At 59.2% G+C, this 26679-nt stretch carries 22 protein-coding genes and 4 tRNA genes; 5 read left to right on the forward strand and 21 right to left on the reverse strand.

What is annotated here, in order from left to right; genetic code table 11:
- Positions 1-103: 103 nt before the first annotated feature.
- From NL116_RS27160 to rluD, 8 genes are all read right to left on the reverse strand, one after another.
- Complete coding sequence (locus NL116_RS27160; RefSeq protein ID WP_494374810.1) at positions 104-1729, reverse strand: methyl-accepting chemotaxis protein; 1626 nt, start codon at positions 1727-1729, stop codon at positions 104-106.
- A gap of 185 nt (positions 1730-1914) precedes the next feature.
- Positions 1915-1991 (reverse strand) — tRNA-Pro (locus NL116_RS27165).
- A gap of 96 nt (positions 1992-2087) precedes the next feature.
- Positions 2088-2163 (reverse strand) — tRNA-Lys (locus NL116_RS27170).
- Between the two features lie 5 nt (positions 2164-2168).
- Positions 2169-2245 (reverse strand) — tRNA-Pro (locus NL116_RS27175).
- A gap of 9 nt (positions 2246-2254) precedes the next feature.
- Positions 2255-2330: transfer RNA gene (locus NL116_RS27180), tRNA-Asn, on the reverse strand.
- A 299-nt stretch (positions 2331-2629) separates the two neighbouring features.
- Positions 2630-5194: an ATP-dependent chaperone ClpB gene (gene clpB / locus NL116_RS27185; RefSeq protein WP_494374811.1), complete on the reverse strand. Its 2565-nt coding sequence runs from the start codon at positions 5192-5194 to the stop codon at positions 2630-2632.
- 263 nt (positions 5195-5457) lie between these two features.
- Positions 5458-6210, reverse strand: a complete 753-nt coding sequence (gene pgeF / locus NL116_RS27190) for a peptidoglycan editing factor PgeF (protein WP_494374812.1) — start codon at positions 6208-6210, stop codon at positions 5458-5460.
- Positions 6207-7169: a 23S rRNA pseudouridine(1911/1915/1917) synthase RluD gene (gene rluD / locus NL116_RS27195; protein ID WP_007942311.1), complete on the reverse strand. Its 963-nt coding sequence runs from the start codon at positions 7167-7169 to the stop codon at positions 6207-6209. Before rluD ends, pgeF begins: the two co-directional genes overlap by 4 nt.
- A 151-nt stretch (positions 7170-7320) precedes the next feature.
- Between rluD and NL116_RS27200 the strand changes: the two genes are divergently transcribed.
- From NL116_RS27200 to NL116_RS27215, 4 genes are all read left to right on the forward strand, one after another.
- Positions 7321-8343: an outer membrane protein assembly factor BamD gene (locus NL116_RS27200; protein WP_494374813.1), complete on the forward strand. Its 1023-nt coding sequence runs from the start codon at positions 7321-7323 to the stop codon at positions 8341-8343.
- A 122-nt stretch (positions 8344-8465) separates the two neighbouring features.
- Positions 8466-8699, forward strand: coding sequence for a PP0621 family protein (locus NL116_RS27205; protein WP_494374814.1), 234 nt, complete (start codon positions 8466-8468; stop codon positions 8697-8699).
- Complete coding sequence (locus NL116_RS27210) at positions 8689-10278, forward strand: sensor histidine kinase (protein WP_494374815.1); 1590 nt, start codon at positions 8689-8691, stop codon at positions 10276-10278. The genes NL116_RS27205 and NL116_RS27210 overlap by 11 nt, the downstream gene beginning before the upstream one ends.
- Positions 10279-10280: 2 nt before the next feature.
- Positions 10281-11621, forward strand: a complete 1341-nt coding sequence (locus NL116_RS27215) for a sigma-54-dependent transcriptional regulator (protein WP_494374816.1) — start codon at positions 10281-10283, stop codon at positions 11619-11621.
- A 72-nt stretch (positions 11622-11693) separates the two neighbouring features.
- Here the strand turns inward: NL116_RS27215 and thiO are convergent, their stop codons facing one another.
- From thiO to NL116_RS27250, 7 genes are read right to left on the reverse strand one after another with little or no spacing between them, the layout of a single operon-like run.
- Complete coding sequence (thiO, locus tag NL116_RS27220) at positions 11694-12794, reverse strand: glycine oxidase ThiO (RefSeq protein ID WP_494374817.1); 1101 nt, start codon at positions 12792-12794, stop codon at positions 11694-11696.
- Between the two features lie 55 nt (positions 12795-12849).
- Positions 12850-13251 (reverse strand): type IV pilin protein, encoded by a 402-nt coding sequence (locus NL116_RS27225; protein WP_494374818.1) that lies wholly within the window; start codon positions 13249-13251, stop codon positions 12850-12852.
- Positions 13252-13265: 14 nt separating this feature from the next.
- Positions 13266-16358 carry a pilus assembly protein gene (locus NL116_RS27230; protein WP_494374819.1) on the reverse strand — a complete coding sequence of 1031 codons (3093 nt, stop codon included), beginning with the start codon at positions 16356-16358 and terminating at the stop codon, positions 13266-13268.
- The gene (locus NL116_RS27235) at positions 16345-16815 is read right to left on the reverse strand and encodes a pilus assembly PilX family protein (protein WP_494374820.1); all 471 of its coding nucleotides are present in this window, start codon (positions 16813-16815) and stop codon (positions 16345-16347) included. The genes NL116_RS27230 and NL116_RS27235 overlap by 14 nt, the downstream gene beginning before the upstream one ends.
- Entirely contained in the window at positions 16812-17525 is a 714-nt protein-coding gene (locus tag NL116_RS27240; RefSeq protein WP_494374821.1) for a PilW family protein, read from the reverse strand. The genes NL116_RS27235 and NL116_RS27240 overlap by 4 nt, the downstream gene beginning before the upstream one ends.
- On the reverse strand, positions 17522-17971 hold the full coding sequence (gene pilV / locus NL116_RS27245) for a type IV pilus modification protein PilV (protein WP_494374822.1): 450 nt from the start codon (positions 17969-17971) through the stop codon (positions 17522-17524). The genes NL116_RS27240 and pilV overlap by 4 nt, the downstream gene beginning before the upstream one ends.
- On the reverse strand, positions 17968-18441 hold the full coding sequence (locus NL116_RS27250) for a GspH/FimT family pseudopilin (protein ID WP_494374823.1): 474 nt from the start codon (positions 18439-18441) through the stop codon (positions 17968-17970). Before NL116_RS27250 ends, pilV begins: the two co-directional genes overlap by 4 nt.
- Positions 18442-18570: 129 nt before the next feature.
- Between NL116_RS27250 and NL116_RS27255 the strand changes: the two genes are divergently transcribed.
- On the forward strand, positions 18571-19128 hold the full coding sequence (locus tag NL116_RS27255; RefSeq protein ID WP_494374824.1) for a GspH/FimT family pseudopilin: 558 nt from the start codon (positions 18571-18573) through the stop codon (positions 19126-19128).
- On the opposite strand, the gene ispH is transcribed toward NL116_RS27255, so the two are convergent.
- The 6 genes from ispH to murJ all read right to left on the reverse strand — a co-directional run bounded on the left by ispH (position 19097) and on the right by murJ (position 26595).
- A complete protein-coding gene (gene ispH, locus NL116_RS27260; protein ID WP_494374825.1) occupies positions 19097-20044 on the reverse strand; it encodes a 4-hydroxy-3-methylbut-2-enyl diphosphate reductase in 948 nt (315 codons plus the stop codon). The genes NL116_RS27255 and ispH overlap by 32 nt on opposite strands.
- Positions 20045-20195: 151 nt before the next feature.
- Positions 20196-20633 carry an FKBP-type peptidyl-prolyl cis-trans isomerase gene (gene fkpB / locus NL116_RS27265; protein WP_174602658.1) on the reverse strand — a complete coding sequence of 146 codons (438 nt, stop codon included), beginning with the start codon at positions 20631-20633 and terminating at the stop codon, positions 20196-20198.
- Positions 20634-20640: 7 nt separating this feature from the next.
- Complete coding sequence (lspA, locus tag NL116_RS27270; protein WP_494374826.1) at positions 20641-21153, reverse strand: signal peptidase II; 513 nt, start codon at positions 21151-21153, stop codon at positions 20641-20643.
- Positions 21146-23977, reverse strand: a complete 2832-nt coding sequence (gene ileS / locus NL116_RS27275) for an isoleucine--tRNA ligase (protein WP_494374827.1) — start codon at positions 23975-23977, stop codon at positions 21146-21148. The genes lspA and ileS overlap by 8 nt, the downstream gene beginning before the upstream one ends.
- Complete coding sequence (gene ribF / locus NL116_RS27280) at positions 23978-24928, reverse strand: bifunctional riboflavin kinase/FAD synthetase (protein WP_494374828.1); 951 nt, start codon at positions 24926-24928, stop codon at positions 23978-23980.
- Between the two features lie 128 nt (positions 24929-25056).
- The gene (gene murJ, locus NL116_RS27285; protein ID WP_494374829.1) at positions 25057-26595 is read right to left on the reverse strand and encodes a murein biosynthesis integral membrane protein MurJ; all 1539 of its coding nucleotides are present in this window, start codon (positions 26593-26595) and stop codon (positions 25057-25059) included.
- Positions 26596-26679: the final 84 nt, after the last annotated feature.

Here is a 26679-nt window from a genome sequence, read left to right on the forward strand (position 1 = left end):
TTGCCCCAACAGACGCCGGATAGATTTAAGCAAGCCAACCACTTCACCCGTTAATCAGTATTGCAAAAAATGGGGTGACCATAGATTTTTTCGTCTTGCGGATTTACACCTGGAAGCGCTGGACCATGGTGCTCAACGAATTGGCCAGGCGTGAGAGTTCGTGGCTGGAGGCACTGGTCTGATTCGCTCCGGCAGTGGAGCGCACGGACAGGTCGCGGATGTTCACCAGATTGCGGTCCACTTCTCGCGCCACTAGCGCCTGTTCTTCAGCCGCGCTGGCGATCACCAGATTGCGTTCATGAATCTGGTGAACCGAGTCGGTGATGGTCTGCAGCGCCTCGCCCGCACGCTCGGCCAAGGCCAGCGTAGTCGCCGCCCGAGTTGAGCTTGCTTGCATCGAATCCAGCGCCTGGGTCGAGCCGCTGCGCATGCCCTGAACCATTTGTTCGATTTCCTGGGTCGATTGCTGCGTGCGATAAGCCAGTGCTCGAACCTCATCCGCCACCACCGCAAACCCCCGACCGCTTTCCCCCGCACGCGCCGCTTCGATGGCGGCGTTGAGTGCGAGCAGATTGGTTTGCTCGGCAATCGCGCGAATCACATCCAGCACCTTGCCGATGTCCTGCGACTGATGGGCCAGGGATTGCACCAGGCCACCCGTCACCTGCACGTCATTGGCCAGTGCACCAATGGCCGTGACCGTTTCGCTGACGCGCTCCTGACCGGCATGGGCGGATTCACTGGATTGGCGGGTAGCGTCAGACGTGGACACCGCATTGCGAGCAACCTCCTCCACCGCCATGGTCATCTCATTAACGGCGGTGGCGGCTTGTTCGATTTCGTTGTTCTGCTGCTGCAGGTTTTGCGTGCCGTCGAGGGTAACTGCATTTAACTCATCCGCCGCCGTGGCCAGTTGCGCCGCCGAGCCGCTGATACCTTGCAACGTTTCACGCAGGTTCTGCTGCATGGTTGCCAGCGCCTTGAGCAAGCGGCTGACTTCGTCGCTGCCATGGGTTTCGATCGGACGCGTGAGGTCGCCACGGGCCACGTTTTCCGCAGCGTGCAACGCTTCGTTCAGGGGGTTGGCGATGCTGCGGGTCAGCAACATGGCCAGGCCGACAGTGGCCAGCGCCGCCAAGGCGATGAACAGGCTGACGATCATTCGCGAGGTATCGTAATGCGCGGCGGATTTCTCACTTTCGGCGGCAACTTGTTTGGCAAACAGGTCCGCCAGGTCAGTGAGTTGTTTGCCGGAGCCATCGACCACAGTTTTCATGTCGATCAGCAGCAGTTTGGTCAGTTCGTCACGACGACCTTGTTCCGCCAGGGAAAACGATTGGGCGATACCGGAACGGTAAGCCGCGAAGGTGGTTTTGAACTGGTCATAAAGCGCCTTGCCTTCGGCGGTGTTTACCAGCTTGTCGTACGCGGCGATTTTTTCGCTAAGCTCCTTGTCGCGGGTATCCATTTGGCTGCGGTACTGAGGAATGTTCTTGGGGTCCTGATCCAGGGCCATGCGCAGGGAAATGGTACGAATGCGCAGCATGATCTCGCGGATCTCGTCGCCACCGCGGATGCTCGGCAACCATTGCTTCTCCACCGCCACCTCGCTCTCGCGAATGCTCGACATCTGACCCAGCGCAAATACGCCGAGCAAGGCGACCAACACGGCGATCAGGGCAAACCCCAAGGTCGCCCGAGGAGCAATATTCAACTGACGAAGCAACATAACGAACGCCCTTTTCTTGTAATGGCCTGGATAAGGGGCGTGTGTCGGCAGAACCCCGTCGCTTCGCTATCGGCAAGTTGTACGATGACTTGAAGAGAATCGCATTTTCAGTAAACAAAAAGTGGTAGATAAAAAACAGCAGGCAAAAAAAATCCCCGTATCTTTCGATACGAGGATTTTTAATATGGTCGGGGTAAGGGGATTCGAACTCCTGACATCCTGCTCCCAAAGCAGGCGCGCTACCGGACTGCGCTATACCCCGGTAAAAAAAAGGCGACCTTTCCAAGTCGCCTTCTTCGATCAGCGCTTTTGGCCTCTGATCTTAAGATCTGATCCCAGCGTTAACTGGTTTCAAAAATGGTGGGTCGTGTGGGATTCGAACCTACGACCAATTGGTTAAAAGCCAACTGCTCTACCAACTGAGCTAACGACCCAAAAATGGTCGGGGTAAGGGGATTCGAACTCCTGACATCCTGCTCCCAAAGCAGGCGCGCTACCGGACTGCGCTATACCCCGGTTTGAAATTGGCTCCGTGACCAGGACTCGAACCTGGGACCCAATGATTAACAGTCATTTGCTCTACCGACTGAGCTATCACGGAACTACATATTTCAATTTACAACGGTGAAGCTTTTTGCGTTCTCTTCGACCCGTTCGCATCGCTGCGTTCGTGTGTCTGAGGCGCGCTATTCTACAATCTTCAGCACCTCTGTCAACCCCCTAAATTGCTTTCAAGTTAATGATTTGCAACTTATTTTGGATTCCTGCTTGGGGAGCGGAAACCCTGACGGGTGACTGACTGCGGGGCGCACTTTACAAGCCTTTTCCTTAGAGTTCAACAGCCTGGCGAAAAAAAGGCCTCGCAATGCGAGGCCTCGTCAGTTTTGTTGCCTGGATGGGTCAGACGAATACGATTTCGTCGTTTTCCACCACACCCTTGGCGGTATCGCCGGGCATGAAACGACCCGACAGAATCAACTGGGCCAGCGGGTTCTCGATCCAGCGCTGAATCGCTCGTTTGAGCGGGCGTGCGCCGTACACCGGGTCGTAACCCACCGCGATCAGCTTATCCATGGCCTCTGGGCTCAACTCCAGTTTCAGCTCACGCTCGGTCAGGCGACTGCGCAGGCGACCCAACTGGATCTCGGTAATGCCCGCAATCTGATCCCGCGCCAAAGGCTCGAAGATCACCACTTCGTCGACCCGGTTAATGAACTCCGGCCGGAAGTGGGTAGAAATCGCGTCCATCACCGCCGCGCGCTGTGCCTCACGATCACCGACCAGTTCCTGGATCTGCACCGAGCCCAGGTTGGACGTCATGACGATCACGGTGTTCTTGAAATCCACCGTGCGGCCATGGCTGTCGGTCAAGCGGCCATCTTCCAGCACTTGCAGCAAGATGTTGAACACATCCGGGTGGGCCTTCTCGACCTCGTCCAGGAGGATCACCGAGTAAGGCTTGCGACGCACCGCCTCTGTCAGGTAACCACCCTCTTCATAGCCTACATAGCCAGGTGGCGCACCGATCAGTCGGGCCACGGAATGTTTCTCCATGAATTCGGACATGTCGATCCGTACCATCGCCTCTTCAGTATCAAAGAGGAACTCGGCCAGTGCCTTGCACAGCTCGGTTTTACCGACACCGGTCGGGCCGAGGAACATGAACGAACCGCTCGGACGATTCGGGTCGGACAACCCGGCCCGGGAACGTCGCACCGCGTTGGAGACCGCGACCACCGCTTCGTCCTGACCGATCACACGTTGATGCAACAGGCTTTCCATCTTCATCAGCTTGTCGCGCTCGCCTTCGAGCATTTTCGACACCGGAATGCCGGTCCACTTTGACACGACTTCAGCGATTTCTTCCTCAGTCACCTTGCTGCGCAGCAACTGGTTCTCGCTTTTACCGTGCTGGTCGACCATTTGCAGGCTGCGCTCCAGGTCCGGGATCACCCCGTATTGCAGCTCAGCCATGCGGTTCAGGTCGCCTTTACGGCGTGCGGCTTCCAGTTCCTGACGGGACTGTTCGATTTTTTGCTGGATCTGCGCGGAGCCCTGGACTTCGGCTTTTTCCGCGTTCCAGATTTCTTCGAGATCCGAGTACTCACGTTCGTGACGAACGATTTCTTCCTGGAGTTTTTCCAGGCGTTTCTTCGCCGCGTCGTCGCTTTCTTTCTTCAGCGCCTGGGATTCTACCTTCAGCTGAATCAGGCGACGCTCCAGGCGGTCGAGCACTTCCGGCTTGGAGTCGATCTCCATGCGGATGCGGCTGGCCGCTTCATCGATCAGATCGATGGCCTTGTCCGGCAACTGACGATCCGTGATGTAGCGATGGCTGAGCTTGGCCGCGGCGATGATCGCCCCGTCTGTGATCGCCACCTTGTGGTGAACCTCGTAACGCTCTTTGAGGCCACGCAGTATCGCGATGGTGTCTTCTTCGCTCGGCTCGTCCACCAGGACTTTCTGGAAGCGTCGTTCGAGGGCCGCATCCTTCTCTATATATTGGCGGTACTCGTTGAGCGTCGTCGCGCCGACGCAATGCAGCTCGCCGCGAGCCAGCGCAGGCTTGAGCATGTTGCCCGCATCCATCGAGCCTTCGCCTTTACCGGCGCCGACCATGGTGTGCAGCTCGTCGATGAACAGAATGATCTGCCCTTCCTGCTTCGACAGCTCGTTGAGCAGCGATTTCAGGCGCTCTTCAAACTCACCGCGATACTTGGCACCGGCGATCAGCGCCCCCATATCAAGGGACAGCAGGCGCTTGCCTTTCAAGCCATCCGGCACTTCACCGTTGATGATGCGCTGGGCCAAGCCTTCGGCGATCGCAGTTTTACCCACGCCAGGCTCACCGATCAGCACCGGGTTGTTCTTGGTACGGCGTTGCAGGACCTGAATGGTCCGGCGAATTTCGTCGTCGCGGCCGATTACCGGATCGAGCTTGCCTTCTTCGGCGCGCTTGGTCAGGTCGACGGTGTATTTATCCAGCGCCTGGCGCGACTCTTCGTGGTTGGCATCGTTGACCGCTTCGCCGCCACGCAGGTTATTGATCGCGTTTTCCAGGGCTTTCTTGCTCACGCCCTGCCCCAGCAACAACTTGCCGAGCTTGCTGTTCTCGTCCATGGCGGCGAGCAGCACGAGTTCGCTGGAGATAAACTGGTCGCCCTTTTGCTGGGCCAGGCGATCAGCCTGATTGAGCAGGCGCGCCAAATCCTGCGACATGTTCACGTCGCCGGTCGGGTTCTGGATTTTCGGCAGCTGGTCGAGCTCTTTGGTCAGCTCTTTACGCAGGCTGTTGACGTCGAAACCGACCTGCATCAGCAAGGGTTTGATCGAACCACCCTGCTGTTCGAGCATGGCCTGCATCAAGTGCGCCGGCTCGATACCGGGATGGTCAAGGCCGACGGCCAGGGATTGGGCGTCGGAGAGTGCTAACTGCAATTTGCTGGTTAAACGATCTATGCGCATGGGTCACCTTCCTTTTGAGCAGGCCGGACCTATAAAACATCCTGAATGAAGAAACCTGCCAGATACCGTTATAGATGCGGTCGATTCTGGGAGTTTCAAGCGCCGATCACTTGATGCAGATCAGAGAAGTCTAGCGTTTGTGCCCTGTCTCACGAATACGTTCCTCTTTGACGAGTGGCTGTTGTCGTCAGGCAAGGCGCCGCGACGAGTCATAGCCCGCTATGGCGAGGAGCGGCAACGCAGCATGACGGCAACAGACGCCGTCAAAAAGGAACAGTATTCGTGAGACTGGGCACTTCAAGCCAGATAAGGGAGGCAAACCGACCGGTGCGTGGACTGCGCCGGTAAGAGAAGAAGCGCGGATCGGTCACGGTGCAGAAACCGCCACCGTAAACAGCGGTGACACCACGAGCCGAAAGACGCAAACGCGCCAGCTCGTAGATATCGGCCATGAACTTGCCAGCATTGGCACTTGGCACAAAGGCTTTGGCGGCCTCCGGCAGTTGCTCGACGAAGGTTTCGCGCACTTCCGGGCCAACTTCAAAGGCTTTGGGGCCAATGGCCGGACCGAGCCAGACCAATACGTCTGCGGGCGGCACGTCCAGACTGTCAAGCGTGGCTTCCAGCACACCCCCCGCCAACCCGCGCCAACCGGCATGGGCCGCGGCAACGCGAGTGCCGGCACGGTTGCAAAAAAGCGCCGGCAAGCAGTCAGCAGTCATCGCCGCGCAGGCAATACCGGGCGTGGCGGTCCAGCTGGCATCGGCAGTGGCGACCAGGCTTGGGTCCGCGTGGGCCACGGCAATGCCGTGAACCTGTTGCAGCCAGGCCGGTTGAATAGAGAAATGATCGGTGAGGCGACGGCGATTTTCGGCAACAGCTTCGGGGCTGTCGTCGACGTGATCGCCGAGGTTGAGGCTGTCGAACGGCGTCAGACTGACGCCGCCCGCACGGGTGGTCACACAGGCTTTCACCCCGGCAGGCGCAGGCCAGTCGGGAATCAGCCAGTCGCTCATCCGATGAACGCCTCACGGTCTTGCTTGAGCAGGGTCAGCAACCAGACAAAGTCGTCCGGCAGTGGCGATTCCCAGCTCATGCGTTTACCGGTGGTCGGGTGATCCAGTTCCAGGAACCGCGCATGCAGGGCCTGACGCGGGAACGCCTTCAACGATTCGACCATGGTCACACTGGCTGCCGGCGGGATACGGAAGCGACCGCCATAGGCAGGGTCTCCGACCAACGGGTAGTTGATGTGGGCCATGTGCACACGAATCTGGTGGGTACGACCGGTTTCCAGCTTCACCCGCACGTGAGTGTGGGAGCGGAAACGCTCGAGCACGCGGTAATGGCTGACGGCTTGCTTGCCTCCTTCCATTACGGCCATGCGCTGGCGTTGCTGGCCATGACGACCGATTGGCGCGTTGATCTTGCCGCCTGCCGTCACCACGCCGATCACGATGCATTCGTAGATCCGGCTTACGCTGCGGCTCTGCAATTGCGTGACAAGCTGTGTCTGCGCCTGAATGGTCTTGGCCACGACCATCAGACCAGTGGTGTCCTTGTCCAGGCGATGCACGATACCGGCGCGGGGCACATTGATAATGTCCGGCACATGGTGCAGCAAGGCGTTGAGCAAGGTGCCATCAGCGTGGCCAGCAGCCGGATGCACCACCAGACCCGCAGGTTTGTTGATCACCAGGATGTCGTCGTCTTCATAGACGATGTCCAGTTCGATGTCTTGAGCGATCCATTCGCCCTGAGCTTCCTGCTCGGCGGTCAGTTCAAGAATGGCGCCACCGTGAACGATGTCTCGCGGGCGGATAACCGCCCCATCCACAGTCAGGCGGCCGTCTTTGATCCAGGCGGAAAGGCGCGAGCGCGAGTGCTCAGCGAATAATTGTGCGGCGACTTGATCGAGGCGTTGGCCGCCCAATTCGGACGGCACCTCTGCGCGAAGTTCAATTTTATCGGACATGCTCAGACTAGGCGTCGGCACAGCCTTTGGTTTCGGCTGCGCGCTTGTGGTTAAATACGGCGTCTTTTGCCCCGAGGCTATTCAACGGGGCGCTCATCATAACAGGACGGCCCCGCCCAAGACAGCGGCCGTCATAGGGACGCAAGCCGCCATGCAAGTGAAACACCTGCTGCTGATCGCCATCCTCGCATTGACCGCTGCTTGCTCATCGAAGGAAGTCGTAGACGAAAACCTTAGCGAAGTCGAGCTGTACCAGCAGGCTCAGAACGATCTGGACAATAGTAGCTATACCAGCGCCATTGCCAAGTTGAAGGCTCTGGAATCGCGCTATCCGTTCGGTCGCTACGCTGATCAGGCTCAACTCGAGCTCATCTACGCCAACTACAAGAACACCGAGCCTGAAGCCGCCAAGTCTGCTGCCGAGCGTTTCATTCGCCTGCACCCGCAGCACCCGAACGTGGATTACGCCTACTATCTGAAAGGGTTGACGTCGTTCGACCAGGACGTCGGCCTGCTGGCGCGCTTCCTGCCGCTGGACATGACCAAGCGTGACCCCGGTGCCGCTCGCGACTCCTTCAACGAGTTCGCCCAGCTGACCAGCCGCTTCCCGAACAGCCGGTACTCGCCGGATGCCAAGCAGCGCATGATTTACCTGCGCAACCTGCTGGCAGCCTACGAGATTCACGTTGGCAACTATTACCTGACCCGTCAGGCCTATGTCGCCGCCGCGAACCGTGGCCGCTACGTAGTGGAAAACTTCCAGGATACCCCTTCCGTCGGTGACGGCCTGGCGATCATGACTGAAGCCTACCAGCGTATGCATCTGGACGAGCTGGCGGCCACCAGCCTCGAAACCCTGAAGCTCAACTACCCCAACCACCCAAGCCTGGAAGACGGCCAGTTCAAGCCTTCGGTCGCCGAAGCTGACAACCGTTCATGGCTGAGCAAGGCCACACTGGGCCTGATCGAGTCCCGTCCGCCGCTGCCACCGGGCGAAACCCGCGCCAACCAGGACGTGCAGAGACAGTTCCAGGATGCCAAGGACGCGATTCCGAGCGAACTGAAGCCTAAAGATGGCAATGGCGATGCAGTCGAAGAAGAACAACACGAGTCTGAAGGCAACAACAGTGACCGCTCCTGGTTCAGCTACATGACCTTTGGCGTGTTCGACTGACACCTCAGGTTGTACAAAAAGGAGTCTTGCGAGGCTCCTTTTTTGTGGGCGTGATGATTACGCTGTGCGCTCGGCATGACCTTGGCTAAACTGCTGAATCACTCGTCATAAAGCAGCTCACCATGCTTCGTTTACTGTTCTGGATTGCCCTGATTGCCGCTGCAGTATGGTTCTGGCGCAAGTTCAAGGGCTCGGCTAATGCTCCAAGGTCCTCCGCCGAGCTGGAAGCTGCTCCCATGGTCCGTTGCGCCCATTGCGGCGTACACCTGCCCCGCGACCGCGCGCTGAGCCTTCAACAACAGTGGTATTGCAGCCAGGCTCACCTTGAGCAAGGCCCGGGCTCAAGTGGCCGCTGAGACCTCAAGTCCCGGCGGCAAACAGGCTCAGCGACTGCTGCGCCTCTACCACCTCTACCGTTTAAGTATCGGCATCACCCTGGTGCTGTTGATGACCAGCAACCTGGACAATCAGTTGCTGGGATTCGCCAATGATGACCTTTTGCGCAATGGCAGCTGGCTGTACCTGGTGCTGAACATTCTGCTGGTGGTGTTTCTGGGAAACACCCGACGGCCAGCGCAGCTGTTCAGCCTGGCGCTGGTCGATGTCTTTATGCTCTGTGGTTTGTTCTACGCCGCTGGAGGCGTGGCCAGCGCCATCGGCAATCTATTGATTGTGTCGGTGGTCATCAGCAATACCCTGCTGCGTGGACGTGTCGGCCTGTTGATCGCCGCGGTCGGCGCGCTGGGCATCGTCGGTTTAAGTTTCGTCCTGAGCTTCAGCCATCCGGCCAGCCCCAACGATTACCTGCAAGTCGGCATGCTCGGCGCCCTGTGTTTTGCTGCGGCTTTGCTGGTGCAAGGCCTGACCAGACGCCTGGAAGTCAGTGAACACCTCGCCGAACAGCGAGCCAGCGAAGTAATGGGTCTCGAAACACTCAACGCGCTGATCCTGCAACGTATGCGCACGGGCATTCTGGTGCTCGACGCACAACGGCGGGTGCAACTGGCCAATCACAGTGCATTGATCCTGCTGGGGCACAAAGCACTCGACGGACGGCTGATCGACGACTTTTCCCCGACGCTGGTCGAACGTCTGGAGCTGTGGTTCAACAATCCGACGTTGCGCCCGCAAAGCCTGAAAATCCCCGGCAGCGGCCTGGAACTACAACCCAGCTTCATCGCCCTGGATCAAAGCCCGAACCCGCAGACCCTGGTTTTTCTCGAAGACATCGCTCAGGTTGCACAACAGGCACAGCAACTGAAACTCGCCGCCCTCGGCCGACTGACGGCGGGTATCGCCCATGAAATCCGCAATCCCTTGGGCGCCATTAGTCATGCCGCGCAATTGCTGCGCGAATCCGAGGAACTCAACGGTGCGGATCGGCGTCTGACCCAGATTATTCAAGACCACTCTCAACGAATGAATCGGGTTATCGAAAATGTCCTGCAACTGTCCCGCCGCCAGCAAACCGTACCGCAACGGCTGGACCTGAAGCTGTGGCTGGAAAGGTTCGTCGCTGAAACCCGTGAGAACGCGAACGACGCTCAGCAGATCCACCTGAGCATAGGTTCCGGCGACTTCAACACCTTGATGGACCCGAACCAGCTCACCCAGGTTCTGGACAATTTGTTGCGCAATGCCTGGCACCACAGCGCCCTGAACCACGACACGGCTCAGGTCTGGCTGCAATTGTTTGTTGATGCCGACAGCCAGTTACCGATTCTCGAGGTTGTCGATAACGGCCCCGGCGTGGCGCCAGACCAGCAGGGGCATTTGTTCGAACCGTTTTTTACCACCAGTAGCCAAGGCACAGGCCTGGGGCTTTATCTGTCCCGTGAGCTGTGCGAAAGCAACCAGGCCCGCCTAGACTTCAAACCACGCCAAGGCGGCGGCTGCTTTCGCATCACTTTTGCTCACGGACGGAAACAAAGTTGAACATGAGCCCACGGCCCAAAGTCCTGATCGTCGACGACGAACCGGATATCCGCGAACTCCTGGAAATCACCCTGGGACGGATGAAACTCGATACCTTCAGCGCCCGTAACCTGGGCGATGCCCAAGCCCTGCTGGCCCGGGAGACCTTTGATCTGTGCCTGACCGACATGCGCCTGCCCGACGGCACCGGCCTTGAGCTGGTGCAGCACATCCAGCAGCGTTACGCACAGGTGCCGGTGGCGATGATCACGGCCTATGGCAGCATCGAAACAGCGATCAACGCACTAAAGGCCGGCGCCTTCGACTTCCTGACCAAACCGGTCGACCTCACTCGCCTGCGGGAATTGGTCACCAGCGCCCTGCGCCTGCCTGCTCCAGCCGACGCCAGTACGGCCATTGATCGCCGGCTGCTGGGCAGCTCGCCGCCCATGCGCAACCTGCGCAAACACATCGACAAACTCGCTCGTAGCCAGGCGCCGGTGTACATCAGCGGCGAATCCGGCAGCGGCAAGGAATTGGTTGCAAGGCTGATCCACGAGCAAGGACCGCGAGCCCATCATCCCTTCGTCCCGGTCAACTGTGGGGCGATTCCGTCAGAGCTGATGGAAAGCGAGTTCTTCGGGCATCGCAAAGGCAGTTTCAGCGGTGCCATCGAGGACAAGCGCGGACTGTTCCAGGCAGCACATGGCGGCACGCTGTTCCTCGACGAAGTCGCGGACCTGCCTTTGGCAATGCAGGTCAAACTGCTGCGTGCGATTCAGGAAAAAGCGGTGCGCAGTATCGGAGAACAACAGGAAACCGTGGTCGACGTGCGCATTCTTTGCGCCACCCACAAAGACCTTGAGGCCGAGATCGCCGCCGAGCGTTTTCGTCAGGATTTGTATTACCGGCTCAATGTCATTGAACTGCGGGTTCCGCCCTTGCGCGAACGCCGTGACGACATTGAGGCGCTGGCCAGCCATGTCCTCAGGCGCTTGGCGGCGGACAGCGGCCGACCTCCCGCAACACTGCATCCTCTGGCACTGGATGCGCTGAAAAGCTATCGCTTTCCGGGCAATGTGCGAGAACTGGAGAACGTGCTCGAACGGGCGCACACGTTGTGCGAGAACAAGCAGATTGAAGCCAGCGATTTACGACTGGCCGAGGGTAATTGCGCGGCAGAGGGTGGGGTGCCCGACCTGACGCAGATCGACAATCTGGAAGACTATCTGGAAAACGTCGAACGTAAAGTCATCCTCCAGGCGCTGGAGGAAACCCGCTGGAACCGCACGGCGGCGGCTCAGCGGCTGAATTTGTCGTTCAGGTCGATGCGTTACAGGCTCAAAAAACTTGGGTTGGATTAAAGGCCCCTTCGCGAGCCTGTTCCTGGCGGCGTTCCGACGAAGGCAAGCTGACAGGCGCCAGAGATCCCGCGACTAGATCCGCCCGCCCGGTGCATAAGGTGCAGGATCAATAATCGGCTCACGCCCCAGCATCACATCCGCAAACAGCTGACACGACGCCGGCGCCAGCACCAGCCCATTGCGATAATGCCCGCAATTAAGCCAAAGCCCCTCAAACCCGGGCACCTGACCGATGTAAGGAATGCCTTCGGGCGAACCCGGCCGCAAGCCGGCCCAATGCCCGACGACTTCGGCATCCGCCAACGCGGGAATCAACTCCACCGCCGATGCCCTGAGACTTTGCAAAGCCGAATCGGTCGGCGTCTTGTCGTAGCCTTCATGCTCCAGCGTACTGCCTATCAGAATGTGCCCGTCGCGCCGGGGAATCGCGTAACGCCCCTTGGCCAGCACCATGCTCGGCAAAAAGTCCGCCGCACACTTGTACAGAATCATCTGCCCTTTCACCGGTTCGACCGGCAGCATCAAGCCCAGGCTTTTGAGTAAATCTCCACTCCAGGCGCCGGCGGTCAGCACCACTTGATCGCCCTGAATGGCACCCGTCGAGGTCTGCACTCCAACGACTTGATCGCCTTCACGAATAAACCCGCTGACTTCACACTGCTCGTGAATCGTCACATTAGGCAGCGCCAGCAACGCAGCCTTCAGCGACTTCACTAGCCGCGGATTGCGCACATTGGCGACATCGGCCATGAAGATCGCTCGCGAGAACCCCGCGCCCAATACTGGCACCGCATCGTGTGCCGCCGAGATATCCACAGCCCGCAGCGGACGATTTTCCTGTTTGGCCCACGCCAGCGCCTCGGCTTCGTCATCCAGGTCCAGCCAATACAGGCCGGTGGTGTGGACCTCAGGATCAACCCCGGTCGCCACGAACAATCGCTCACCGAGCTGTGGATAAAAATCCTGGGACCAATGCGCCAACGCAGTGACCGCCGGGTTGTAGCGCCACGGATAGAGCGGAGAAACAATCCCCCCGCCCGCCCATGAAGACTCCTGCCCAACGTTCGAGCGATCCAGCAGCACCACGCTGCGCACTTCGGACGCGAGATTGAACGCCGTCAGCAGCCCGATCACGCCGCCACCGACAATCACCACTTGCTGTTGCCTGATCATGTTCAGATCCAACCGTTAAATAGACAGAGGGCGCAAAAGGCGCCCGAAAGAAAACTCAGCGCCCCCAGCAATCCTTGGCGGTCAAGCCGGCTGTAGCGTTGACCATGCTCCGGACACCGGTATTGGTGAGGGTGAAATCCCCGCACTTGTCGGTTGCCATACTCGAGCCGGCCTTGCGCACGGCCGTCAGCAGGAAGGTCTGGTCAGTGATAGTCGGGGTGATAGTGTAATAGTCATTGCCAGCGCTCAGGCCTGTGGCGTTGGTGTAGACATTGCTCTTGGTGTAGAAGCGTTCAAGGATCTGCGCCTGTTCCGATAACACCCCGGCAATTTCGCTGCGCCGGCCCTTCTTCAGGTATTCGGTGAAGCTCGGGGCGGCAATGGTCATGACGATCCCGATGATCGCAATCACGATCATGATTTCGATCAGGGTAAAACCTCGGTTGGATCTACGCATGCCTCAACTCTCACTTACTGTATTTGTCGCCACATGATGCGACGGCTGCCGCCGCCACCTTTTTCTGCCAGCGTTTTGATGCTGCCGCTGGAATCATTAATAATCTTTCCGGTTCCACCGTTGATGATGGCGTTCAGGCTCGGAATGCCGCCAGTGGAAACCACCCCGCTCGACACCATGTCGACGCTGTCGACCACACCGTCGCCGTTGGTATCAAGCACCGCATAGTTGAGCATCTTACCGCTGAACGCATCCAGTTCGACCAGTTTGCCGGTGCCGAAGCTGGCGCACGGGTCCGTGGTGTCCACACTCGCCGTCGTAAAAACGATCCGCCCCAGCACCAGACTCGCTTGATTGATCACCCGCTCGCCGGTCAGCGCATTGTTGTACACCAGCGGCAAGTACCAGCCCTTCTCCGCCGGGTAGGTCACGTCGTTCTGGCTGGTGGTGATGAATTGATCGGCGCTCCCCGCAAACACACCGGTTACCGCCTGAGCCTGCAAACTGGCCACGGTGATTTGACCCGATCCGCCGTCCGCATCCCACACCGCATAAAACGCCTGTAGATCTTTGTTGGTCTTGTCGGCCGTCTCGTTGAGTTTACCGGTGCCGACAAACACTTCCTTGCCGCCCAATGCACTATCCGCCAGCAACGGTTGCGCGGTGATGGGCTGAGTGGCGCCGCCTGCCGTGGTGAACAACGGTTTGCCGGAAAAGGCTATGCCCCAGGTATCGGGCGCCGTGGCACTCAGATCAAACTTCCACAACCGCCCTTTCAAGTCACCGCCATAAGCGGCCTGCACCACATTCTGCGAGTTGACCCGAAGTTTCACCGACGACAGTCCATTGGTGGTTTCAGTGCTGTCGACCACAATTTTCTTGATCAACGAGCCGTCACGCACATCGACCACGTACAGGGCAGCGACGCCGGAGTTGCTGCCATAACCGTTGGAAATGAACGCAGCCCATCGACCATCGGCCAAGCGTGCCACTTCCGGTCGCGCGTAGGCATAACCCAGATCATTGAAAACGTTTGCCGTGTTCGGCGTGGTGGGCGCTGCGATTTCCCAGAGCGCCTTGAACGCGTTACCCAACGAAGCATCGAACAATTGCAGCGCGTAGAAGGTTTTGCCGCCCGCCCCGGTGCCGCCAATAACCAGGGTTTTCCAGGCGCCGCTGTACTGGGCATCGAACACACCGATCTGACCGTCGACCAGGTACTTGTGGCTCACACCATTGATGTAGGCTGGATCGGCGATGTAGCGCAGCGAGGGTAAAACGCTGGAGGGCATGTAGGCATAGCGCCGGACACCGTTGGTCGAGTTGATGACATTCACGAAACCGTCGTTAGCGTTCACCACCAGACTGGCGCTCATATTGGTGGCTTTGGTGTTCAGGTAGGTGCTGTAAGTGCTGTCGCCCAGCAGATCAGAGGCGGTTTTATCCACAGGCGATGCCAGCACCAGCGGCGAGTTGATGATGTCACCCAGCAAAACGCTGCGCACCTTGAGCCCGGTTTTGTTGGTGCCTTTGCTCCACTCCACCAGATCACTGCCGGTGATACCGCTGGGCAAGCTCTGACTCAACGATGCCTGTTGCGTCGGGGAGAAGCTGCCATAGGCCAGCGTGACGGCGGTGTTGCTCAGGGTATTCCAGGATTGAAAGGTCGGTGCGGTCGTGCCCGGAACGATGGTCCTGTCGGTGGTCCATTGCACAGCGCCAGTGTTTACCGTACCACCCGATGTGAAACCGAAGGACTTGATCGTGCCGCGCCAGTCCTTCGGGTCATAACTGGTCTGAAAATAACTGGAGCCGCTGGACAGGGTGGTGCCGCTGGTGACCCCACTCCCCCCGGAACCGGCCTTGGAAGTGATCTCGCTCAACGCCGAAGACAACGCGTTGTTGAGCCCCAGGCTATCGGTCGCCTGATAGTACTTGCCCTGCCCGTAGCTGGCCGCGTCCGACAGCATCTGGTTCGTAGCGGTAAACCCTACGGTGTAGGTGTTCATATTTTGTTTAGGGAAGTCCACCGCGTTCCAGCTTTTGCCCGCCGCGTCGGTGCCGGTGGAGCGCATATCGATGTCGAACGCAAACTTGGCGATGTCGTCGAGATAGAGCGTGTCACCTTCGCCGTCACCGTTGAGGTTGTTGCCATCGTTGTTCACGCCGTCCCAGTTCGGCAACCGGGTGCCACCCAGGGGATCGTTGCTCGGGAAGCTCCGGTCAAACGTCGGCAGGCCATCGGTGATGACCACGCCGTAGTTTTTCTGGCAACGGTACTGGACCGGGCTGGTGTACGTCGCCGGCGTCGAGTTGTAGTACGGCGCCATCCCACGAAAGTACCGGGTAATTTCATAATAGGTTTCCGCCAGCGGCGTGTTGGCCACGGCACTCAAGCCGTTGATGGAGCTGATCAGGTTGTTGTAATTATTGTCGGCCTGAGACTGGGTCACGCTGCCGCTCACCACCGACAGATCACTGATCGAGCGGGCAATGAAGCCGCCATTGCCGGAGTTGCTGCTATTCACCGGATTGAAGGTCGCAAGCCCCATGCGCAAGCCGCGGTTGCTACTCACCAGTGCCGTGGACACATTTCGCGCCACGTTCATGCGGTAGTCGTTGGGGATCGAACCGGTGGTGAAATCCCGATTATTGCCGTTAGCCAGGCCCACCAGATACGACAGGTAATCGTCGGAGTACCGGGTGTTTTCATTGCCGACCGGGTCAGGCAGCTTCAGGCATAACGGCGCCAGGCTGTTGTTGTAAAACGCATACGCCCCACTGGAACATCCGGACTGCGGCAGGCTGGACAGGAAGATCGAATCGCCGACGATGTCGCTGCCGCTCAAACACAGTCCGAGGAAAAAATTACATTGCCTGGCAGGCGTGCGCCCCGTGACGGTCGGATCGAACCCGGCGGCATAAATGATGCTGTTCATGCTGCCCGAATCGTCGATCAGCAGCATCACATTCGGCGAAACAGCCGCAGCGCTTAACAGCGGTGAATCCGAAGGCGTGAAGGCATACGCCGGGGCCGACAGGTAGAGGCCCAACAACGCACCGCAAAACAACCGCCAAATGCGGGCGCGCCATTCAGTACTTCGCATAAATACTCTCCACAACGCTGCGCGAATTACCCGCGATGCCGACGGCGGTCACCCGGTAAAGCGTCGCCGACGTATTGCTCGGCACATTGACAGCGTTAAGTGTGGTGCCGATGTTTTGCACCCCGTAAAAACCAGTGCCAGAAGCGATCCACGTCACACCAGAGCTCGAGTTGAGACCCGCTGCCGTGAGGCTCGTGGCCTCGGCCGGCGGCGCGCACTGACTGCAGACCGGCAACGAATAACTGTCGAGCTGCACTGTGCTTTCGCCCACTCGCAATGCCGCTTCGGCGCCCTGGAACGACTGGTTGCGCAGTGTCACGCTGCCGGCCATTTTTTCCTGCAGGGTGGCGTTCTGCATCGACGAAAGGCCGATCAGTGTCAGCAACAGCAGAAACACCAGGCTGACCAGCAGCGCCATGCCTCGCTGCGCGCGAGACGTCATCGCGGCCGGCCTCATGGCAGACGGTTGCGCAAGGCGGCAACCACACTAAAGGTCTGGTTGCGCACCCGATTGTTCGGGTCGGTGAGGGTCAGGCTCAGGCGCACGCTGCGAATGCGCGCCGGGTCCGACGGGTTACTGCTGTAAGTGGAAGCTGCCACATCAGTGGCGGAACTGGCGAGACCGAAGCTCACGTTGAATGCACTCACGTTGTTCACCAGCACGTACTGGGTGGGCGAGCCGGCACCGACCCCCATCAATATCTGGTTGTTGCTGAAGCTGTAGATCAGCCGCCTGATCGGAAATGCCAGAAACCCTGTGGCGGGTACTCGCATGCCGGTATACGCCGTCGCAGAGTTTCGACAGTCCGACACCACCGTCCAGGTCGGTGCCCCGCCGCTGCTGCCGACATCCGCCGTCACCAGGGTCAGTTTGAGGTTGGCATTGTCCCAATTGATGGGGGTGATCTGACTGGCGTTGAAGTCACCCGACGAACTCGAATCGGTGATAGTCGCCAGACAGCCAAACATGCCGACCATGCGAATTTCCTGAATCATCTTGCTCAACACAAAACGCGCGTCTTCCTGCATGCCGGCGGAGACGTTCTGGCTGACGTAGGTATTCTTCGCGGCGATGAAAATCTGTGCCACGCCCAGGACCACGATCAGACTCAACGCCAGCGCGATCAGCAACTCGATCAGACCGAACCCTCGGCTGGAGCGGTTCATGGCGTGGACACCGGGTCGACCGTGGCGCGACTGGTCAGGACAAAGCTGCGGCGCGAGCTGGCGATATTGGCGGCGCGTGAGTCATCCCAATTGATAGTAATGGTGTAGACCCGCTGGTTCAGCGTCACGCTGCCGGTGGCCGTCGCGCCGCCGAAATTGACGATGTTGGTGGTGAAGTCGTAGAGGTCCTGGTCCCGGGCGACACTCAGGTTGCCCGAGGTCGGAGGCGTGACGGTGTAATCGGCAGCGGAATTGGCGCGGATGCGGTCCATCATGTCGTAGGCGATAAAACTTGCCTGGCTGGTCATCCGTGAACTGTCGGTGTACTTCAGCGCATTGAGCTGAATCGCCGCCGCCCCCAATAGCCCCACGGTCAGTATCAACAACGCCACCAAGACTTCGATCAGCGTCATGCCCTCCTGTGCACGCTTGCTCCATTCCCTCATCCGCAACTTCCACCCAATAGAATTCGTCCGTTCAAACACACATTCAGCGTCCTGCTTTGCGTCCCCGATACGTAGCTGATGACCACGGCGGTAGACGGTGCCGACAAACCGCCCAGGTTGTTGAAGTCCAGCGCGGTCACTCCTGAGGTTAGCGTCAGAGTGGCGCCACTGCTCATCGCTGGAACAACCCGCAATACATTGGCCGGTGTGCCAGTACCGTCATAGACCGTCAATTCACCCGTCCACCCACTGCCGCCCGCAGTCGGACGGACACGGGTGGTTATGCCACGGTCAATGGCCTCCAGTCGGGCGAAGTTGAGTCCACGCTGCAAGTCACCGATTTCGGTATCAGCCTTGGTGCTTTGCACCGAACGGGTGAACGCCGGCACGGCCAGGGTGATCAGGATCAGAAACACCGCGAGCGTGATCAACAACTCGATCAGCGTGAAACCTTTTGTACGATGATCCATCGATGCCCTCCGTTGCCGTCGGCTATACCTGCTTTACACGCTAGAACATTCGACCGGCCCAGGCGGGTTGTTTTGCCATTACTCGCGCAAGGATTGCGCGGGTCACACCACTCCAGGGAGGGAAATGCCATGCATCAGCAAGGTTTCAGCCTGATCGAACTGCTTATGGGACTGGCGATTGCCGCAATTGTTCTGCTGTTGGTCAGTCCGGCGTTCGCAGCACTCACTGAATCGAACCATCGCGAGGCGGCGGCGAACGCTCTGGTCAGTGCTATTCGCAATGCCAGAACCCTGGCCATCACACGCAATCAAGCCGTGGTGATTCATGGCATCAACGGGGATTGGGGCCAGGGCTGGCGGATCATCCTGGACATCAGCGGCAAAGGGCCGGAGGACAGCAGCAATCCGCTGCTGGTCGAGCACGCGGGTAGCGCTCGGGGGGCGATTGTCGGCAATTGGCCGGTAAGGCGGTATGTTCGATTCAGCGGGATCGGCGAACCGCAGATGCCCGGACGGGCGTTTCAAGCCGGGACAGTGCACTTTTGCGCAGTAAGCGAACCGGTCAGCCAGCTCCAGGTGGTGCTGGCCGCTACAGGTCGCGTCAGCCTGCGCAGCGATAAAGCCGAGCAGGCGCTATGTCCGGGAGGGGAACGCGTCAGAGCAACGAACGCACGCGTAGCTCTTTAGGCATGGAGAACGTGATGTTCTCCTCGCGACCGGCCAGTTCATCGGCACCGGTGGCGCCCCACGCCTGCAATTGCTGGATCACACCCCGCACCAACACTTCCGGAGCAGAGGCACCGGCGGTAATGCCGATACGTTCGACACCTTCAAACCAGCTCTTTTTCAGGTCTTCGGCGCCGTCGATCAGGTAAGCCGGGGTGGCCATGCGCTCGGCCAGTTCACGCAAGCGATTAGAGTTGGAGCTGTTCGGGCTGCCGACAACCAGCACCACGTCGCATTCGTCGGCCAGTTGCTTGACCGCGTCCTGACGGTTTTGCGTGGCGTAGCAAATGTCGTCCTTGCGTGGACCGCCGATAGCCGGGAAGCGAGCACGCAGAGCGTCGATTACGCGACTGGTGTCGTCCATGGACAGGGTGGTCTGGGTCACGAAGGCGAGTTTTTCCGGGTTGCTCACCTGTAACGCGGCGACGTCTTTCTCGTCTTCGACCAGGTAAATCGCACCGCCATTGCTGCCATCGTACTGGCCCATGGTTCCTTCGACTTCCGGATGACCGGCGTGGCCGATGAGGATGCATTCACGACCATCGCGACTGTAGCGCGCGACTTCGATGTGCACCTTGGTCACCAGCGGGCAGGTCGCGTCGAACACCTTGAGGCCACGGCCGGCGGCTTCGGTACGCACGGCCTGGGATACGCCGTGGGCACTGAAGATCACGATGACGTCATCTGGCACCTGATCCAGTTCCTCGACAAAGATTGCCCCGCGAGCGCGCAGGTCTTCGACGACGAATTTGTTGTGGACCACTTCGTGGCGCACGTAGATCGGCGGCCCGAACACTTCCAGGGCGCGGTTGACGATTTCAATCGCACGGTCCACGCCGGCGCAAAAGCCACGGGGGTTGGCGAGTTTGATTTGCATGCTGTGCCTCGTGTCTTGCGCGCGAAAACAGTGAAAAACCTATGTGGGAGCGAGCTTGCTCGCGATGGCGGAATGTCAGTCAACATCAATGTTGAATGTCAGGTACTCATCGCGAGCAAGCTCGCTCCCACAGGGGACAGTGTCCAGTCAGTTACAGCGATTTGACGCTGATGATCTCGACGTCAAAGGTCAATGTCTTGCCGGCCAGCGGGTGGTTGAAGTCGATGGTCACTTGTTCGTCATCGAATTCCTTCACCACGCCAGGCAGCTCAGTATTCGCCGCATCGTTGAAGATCACCAGCAAACCCGGTGACAGGTCCATGTCCTTGAACTGCGAACGCGGGATGATCTGTACGTTTTGCGGATTCGGCTGGCCAAAAGCGTTTTCCGGCTGAATCGTCAGCGTACGCTTGTCGCCCGCCTTGAAGCCAAACAGTGCCGCTTCGAAACCTGGCAACAGGTTACCGTCGCCAACCTGGAAGGTCGCCGGGGCTTTGTCGAAGGTGCTGTCGACGGTGTCGCCGTTCTCCAGGCGCAGTGCAAAGTGCAAGGTGACTTCCGTGTTCTGGCGGATGCGTTGCTCAGCCAATAACTGTTCAGTCATGAACGGCTTCTCCGGTCTTTTTACTTTTGAACATGTCCAGTGCAAGCATCACCGCACCGACAGTAATTGCACTGTCGGCGAAGTTGAACGCCGGGAAGTACCAGCGGTTCTGCCAATGCACCAGAATGAAATCGATCACATGGCCCAGGGCTACGCGGTCGTACAGATTGCCCAGCGCGCCACCGAGCACCAGGGCCAGCGCAACCGCCAGCCAGGTTTCGTTGCGCCCCAGACGCTTGAGCCAGACCACCAGCACCGCACTGACCACCACGGCGATCAGGGCAAACAACCAGCGCTGCCAGCCCGAGCTGTCAGCCAGGAAGCTGAACGCCGCGCCAGTGTTGTAGGCCAGGGTCCAGCTGAAGTAATCGGGGATCACCACGATCTGCTGGTACATCGCAAGCTTGCCTTCGAAGTAGAACTTGCTGACCTGGTCGATGACCAGGACCAGCAAACTCAACCAGAGCCAGCTCAGCCGTCCGAAACGGCCAATGGCATTAGGCATAGTGACGAACCTCGCCGGCGCCGCTGATGTTGTCAACGCAACGACCGCAAATTTCCGGATGCTCAGGGTTCACACCGACGTCTTCACGGCAGTGCCAGCAACGGGCGCACTTGGCGTGGCTGGACTTGACCACTTGCAGCTTCAAACCGCTGACTTCGGTAACCACGGCATCGGCCGGAGCCTGCACGAACGGTGCAACAGTGGCGGTCGAAGTGATCAGCACGAAGCGCAGTTCGTTGCTCAGCTTGGCCAGGTCGGCGCTCAGCGCCTCTTCGGCGAACAGCGTCACTTCGGCTTGCAGGTTGCCACCGACGGCCTTGGCCGCGCGCTGGATTTCCATTTCCTTGTTGACGGCCACTTTGACGGCCATGATCCGCTCCCAGTAGGCGCGGTCCAGCTCGACGCCTTCCGGCAGCTCGGTCAGGCCTTCGTACCAGGTGTTGAGCATCACCGATTCGTTACGCTCACCCGGCAGGTATTCCCACAGTTCGTCAGCGGTGAACGCGAGGATCGGCGCGATCCAGCGCACCAGCGCTTCGGAGATGTGATACAGCGCGGTTTGCGCCGAACGGCGGGCCTTGCTGTTGGCGCCAGTGGTGTACTGACGGTCCTTGATGATGTCGAGGTAGAAACCGCCCAGCTCCTGAACACAGAAGTTGTGGATCTTGGAGTAGACGTTCCAGAAGCGGTATTCGCCGTAGTGCTCTTGCAGCTCGCGTTGCAGCAGCAGGGTGCGGTCCACGGCCCAACGGTCCAGCGCCAGCATGTCTTCGGCCGGCAGGATGTCGGTGGCCGGGTTGAAACCGGTCAGGTTCGAGAGCAGGAAGCGCGCAGTGTTACGGATACGCCGGTAGGCGTCCGCGCTTCGCTGCAGGATCTGCTCGGACACCGCCATTTCACCCGAATAATCGGTGGAAGCCACCCACAGACGCATGATGTCGGCGCCCAGGGTGTCGTTGACTTTTTGCGGTGCAATGACGTTGCCCAGGGATTTGGACATCTTGCGACCGGACTCGTCGACGGTGAAGCCGTGGGTCAGCAGTTCGCGGTACGGCGCATGGTTGTCGATGGCGCAACCGGTCAGCAGGGACGAGTGGAACCAGCCACGGTGCTGGTCCGAACCTTCCAGGTACAAATCGGCGCGTGGACCGGTTTCGTGGCCCATCGGGTGCGAACCGCGCAGGACGTGCCAATGCGTGGTGCCCGAATCGAACCAGACGTCGAGGGTGTCGCTGATTTTGTCGTACAGCGGCGCTTCGTCACCGAGCAACTCGGCAGCGTCCATCTTGAACCAGGCTTCGATGCCTTCGACTTCGACGCGCTTGGCAACTTCTTCCATCAGATCGGCGGTACGTGGGTGGAGTTCGCCGCTTTCCTTGTTCAGGAAGAACGGGATCGGCACGCCCCAGTTGCGCTGACGGGAGATGCACCAGTCCGGACGGTTGGCAATCATCGAGTGCAGACGCGCCTGACCCCAGGCCGGAACGAATCTGGTCTCTTCGATGGCTTTGATTGCACGCTTGCGCAGGGTGTCGCCAGTGACGGGCTCTTTGTCCATGCCGATGAACCACTGCGCGGTGGCGCGGTAGATCAGCGGGGTCTTGTGGCGCCAGCAGTGCATGTAGCTGTGTTCGATGATAGTGGTATGCAGCAGCGCACCGACTTCGGTCAGCTTGTCGACGATGGCCGGGTTGGCTTTCCAGATGAACTGGCCGCCGAAGAACTCCAGCGAGGTCGCGTATACGCCGTTGCTTTGCACCGGATTGAGGATGTCGTCGTTGACCATGCCGTATTGCTTGCAGGTCACGAAGTCGTCCACGCCGTAGGCCGGTGCGGAGTGAACCACGCCAGTGCCAGCGCCCAGTTCCACGTAGTCGGCCAGGTAAACCGGCGACAGGCGATCGTAGAACGGGTGACGGAAGTTGATCAGTTCCAGTTCTTTACCGGTGGTGGTCGCGATGACCGAACCTTCCAGGCTGTAGCGGGCAAGGCACGACTCCACCAGCTCTTCAGCCAGCACCAGCAGCTTATCGCCGACGTCGACCAGGGCGTAGTTGAATTCCGGATGAACGTTCAGCGCCTGGTTGGCCGGGATGGTCCACGGGGTAGTGGTCCAGATCACGATCGAAGCCGGCTTGGCAAGCGACGACAGACCGAATGCGGCCGCCAGTTTGGCTTCGTCGGCGATCGGGAACGCTACGTCGATGGTCGAGGACTTCTTGTTCTCGTACTCGACTTCCGCTTCAGCCAAGGCCGAACCGCAGTCGAAGCACCAGTTCACGGGCTTGAGGCCCTTGAACACGAAACCACCCTTGACGATTTCCGCCAGGGCGCGGATCTCACCGGCTTCGTTCTTGAAGTCCATGGTCTTGTACGGGTTGGCAAAGTCGCCCAACACGCCCAGACGAATGAATTCGGACTTCTGACCTTCGATCTGCTCGGTGGCGTAGGCACGGCAGAGTTCGCGGGTCTTGTCCGCGCCCAGGTTCTTGCCATGGGTCACTTCGACTTTGTGCTCGATCGGCAGGCCGTGGCAGTCCCAGCCCGGAACATAAGGCGCGTCGAAACCCGACAGGGTTTTCGAACGGATGATCATGTCCTTGAGGATCTTGTTCAACGCATGACCGATGTGAATCGTGCCGTTGGCGTACGGAGGACCGTCGTGCAGGACGAACTTCGGACGATCCTTGCCAATCTCGCGCAACTTACCGTACAGGCCAATGCTGTCCCAGCGCTGCAGAATCTGCGGTTCGCGCTGAGGCAGGCCGGCCTTCATTGGGAAGGCGGTGTCCGGAAGGTTTAGCGTGGCTTTATAGTCGGTCATTTAAGGCTCTTCATTAGCGATTGGCGCTAGGTGCGACAGGGCACGGGCGGCGGCGACATCCGCATTGATCGCCGTCTTAAGCGCCTCCAGAGAGGCGAAACGCTGCTCTTCACGCAGCTTGTGGTGGAAGACCACCGTCAAACGCCGGTCATACAGATCGCCGGCAAAATCTAAAAGATGCACTTCGAGGTGGGCTTTGCCATCCCCTTGGACCGTTGGCCGCACGCCGATATTGGCGACGCCTGGCCAGGTCTTGCCGTCGATGTCAACGTTGACCAGGTAAACCCCGGTCAGCGGCACGCGACGGCGCTTGAGTTGTATGTTGGCCGTGGGGGTCCCCAACTGGCGCGCCAGTTTCTGGCCATGCAGCACCCGCCCGGTAATCTGGAACGGCCGCCCGAGCAGCCGCTCGGCCAGGACGAAATCCGCAGCGGCCAGGGCATTGCGGACCTGGGTGCTGCTGACGCGAATGCCGTCCAGCTCGACGGTTTGCGCAGCTTCCACGGTAAAGCCCTGAACGATGCCGGCTTGTTGCAGGAAATCGAAATCGCCAACGCGGTCACAGCCGAAGCGGAAATCGTCACCGACCTCGAGGTGCTGCACGCCAAGGCCGTCCACCAGAATGGTATCGACGAATTCGCTGGCGCTGAGCTTGCTCAGCCGCTGATTGAAGGCCAGGCACAGGACGCGGTCGACACCTTCCTCGGCCAGTAGCTGCAGTTTGTCCCGCAGCCGGGCCAGACGGGCCGGGGCCGTGTCCGGGGCGAAGAATTCTCGCGGCTGCGGTTCAAAAATCACCACGCAGCTAGGCACGCCCAACTCGAGCGCGCGCTCACGCAGCCTCGCCAGGATAGCCTGGTGGCCACGGTGAACACCGTCAAAGTTGCCAATAGTGGCGACACAGCCCCGATGCTGGGGGCGCAGATTTTGGAGGCCTCGAACCAGCTGCATAACGCGCTTCTTGCTCATAAAGTGGTCGATTATAACCACACCCGGCGGCCGACGACAGGCAACACCGTAACCAAAGTGATCGAGCCGACAAAACCACCGGCTCGCCCGTGTTTATCGAGGTCGCAACCTCAACTCAATGCCTTGCGATTGAAGTCGCGCAAACGGAAGCCCATGAGCAGCAACATTCCGAAGTAAGCAAAGATGCCGGCGCCGATCAAAGCACCGAGGCGCAGGAACCGCTCCAGCATATGCCCTTGATCCCAAGCCGGCATGAAGTGCATGCCGAGCAACAACACTGCGGACATCACCAACACGGCGATAACCAGCTTGGCGCCGAACTTCGCCCAGCCTGGCTGCGGCTGGTACATCTGCTGCTTGCGCAGTTGATAGAACAATAGCCCGGCGTTGATACAGGCACCGGCACTGATGGCCAGGGCCAGCCCGGCGTGCGCCAGCGGACCAATCAACAACAGGTTGAACACCTGGGTCACCACCAGGGTGAAAATGGCGATTTTCACCGGTGTGCGGATGTTTTGTTGCGCATAGAAGCCCGGCGCCAGCACTTTTATCACGATAATCCCGAGCAAGCCGACGGAATAAGCGATCAGTGCACGCTGGGTCATCGACGCATCAAAGGCACTGAACTGGCCATATTGGAACAGCGAAACGGTCAGCGGCTCAGCCAGAATCCCCAGTGCCAGCGAACACGGCAATACCAGGACGAAGCACAGGCGCAGGCCCCAGTCGAGGATGCGCGAATATTCGTGACGGTCCTTGCTGGCGTAGGTTTTGGCCAACGTCGGCAACAGAATCGTGCCAAGCGCCACGCCCAATACACCGGAAGGCAACTCCATCAAACGGTCGGCGTAGTACATCCAGGACACCGAACCGGCCACCAGAAACGAAGCGAAGATGGTGTTGATAATCAGGGAAATCTGACTGACCGATACGCCGAGAATTGCCGGCAGCATCTGCTTCATCACCCGCCAGACGCCGCTGTCACGCAGGTTAAGGCGCGGCAAAACCAGCATGCCGATCTTTTTCAGGTGCGGCAGCTGATAAAGCAATTGCGCCAGGCCACCCACCAGGACTGCCCATCCGAGGGCCATGACCGGCGGATCGAAGTACGGCGTCAGGAACACCGAAAACACGATCATGCTGACGTTGAGCAGGGTCGGCACAAAGGCCGGCACCGAAAAACGGTTGTAGGTATTGAGGATCGCACCGGCCAGGGACGACAGGGAAATCAGCAATATGTAAGGAAAGGTCACACGCAACAGGCTGGAGGTCAGCTCGAATTTTTCCGGCGTATCGGTAAAACCCGGTGCAGTCGCCCAGATCACCCAGGGCGCCGCGATCATCCCCAATGCCGTGACCAGTGCCAACACCAGTGTCAGCAGGCCCGAGACGTAAGCAATGAATGTTCGCGTCGCCTCCTCGCCCTTCTGGCTTTTGTATTCGGCCAGAATCGGCACGAAGGCCTGGGAAAACGCCCCCTCGGCGAAGATTCGACGCAACAGATTGGGCAATTTGAAGGCGATAAAGAAGGCGTCCGTCGCCATCCCGGCACCAAATGTACGTGCGATCAGCGTGTCACGAACAAACCCCAAAACCCGGGAGATCATCGTGATAGAGCTGACGGCGGCCAACGATTTGAGCAGATTCATTGAAAGAGTTTGTGCCTGTCGATAAACAGCAGGCGAACAAAGCGCCTACTTATGCGATACTCCGCGCCGCAGCAGCACAGAGCC

This window comes from Pseudomonas sp. FBCC-B1667 (assembly GCF_059133255.1).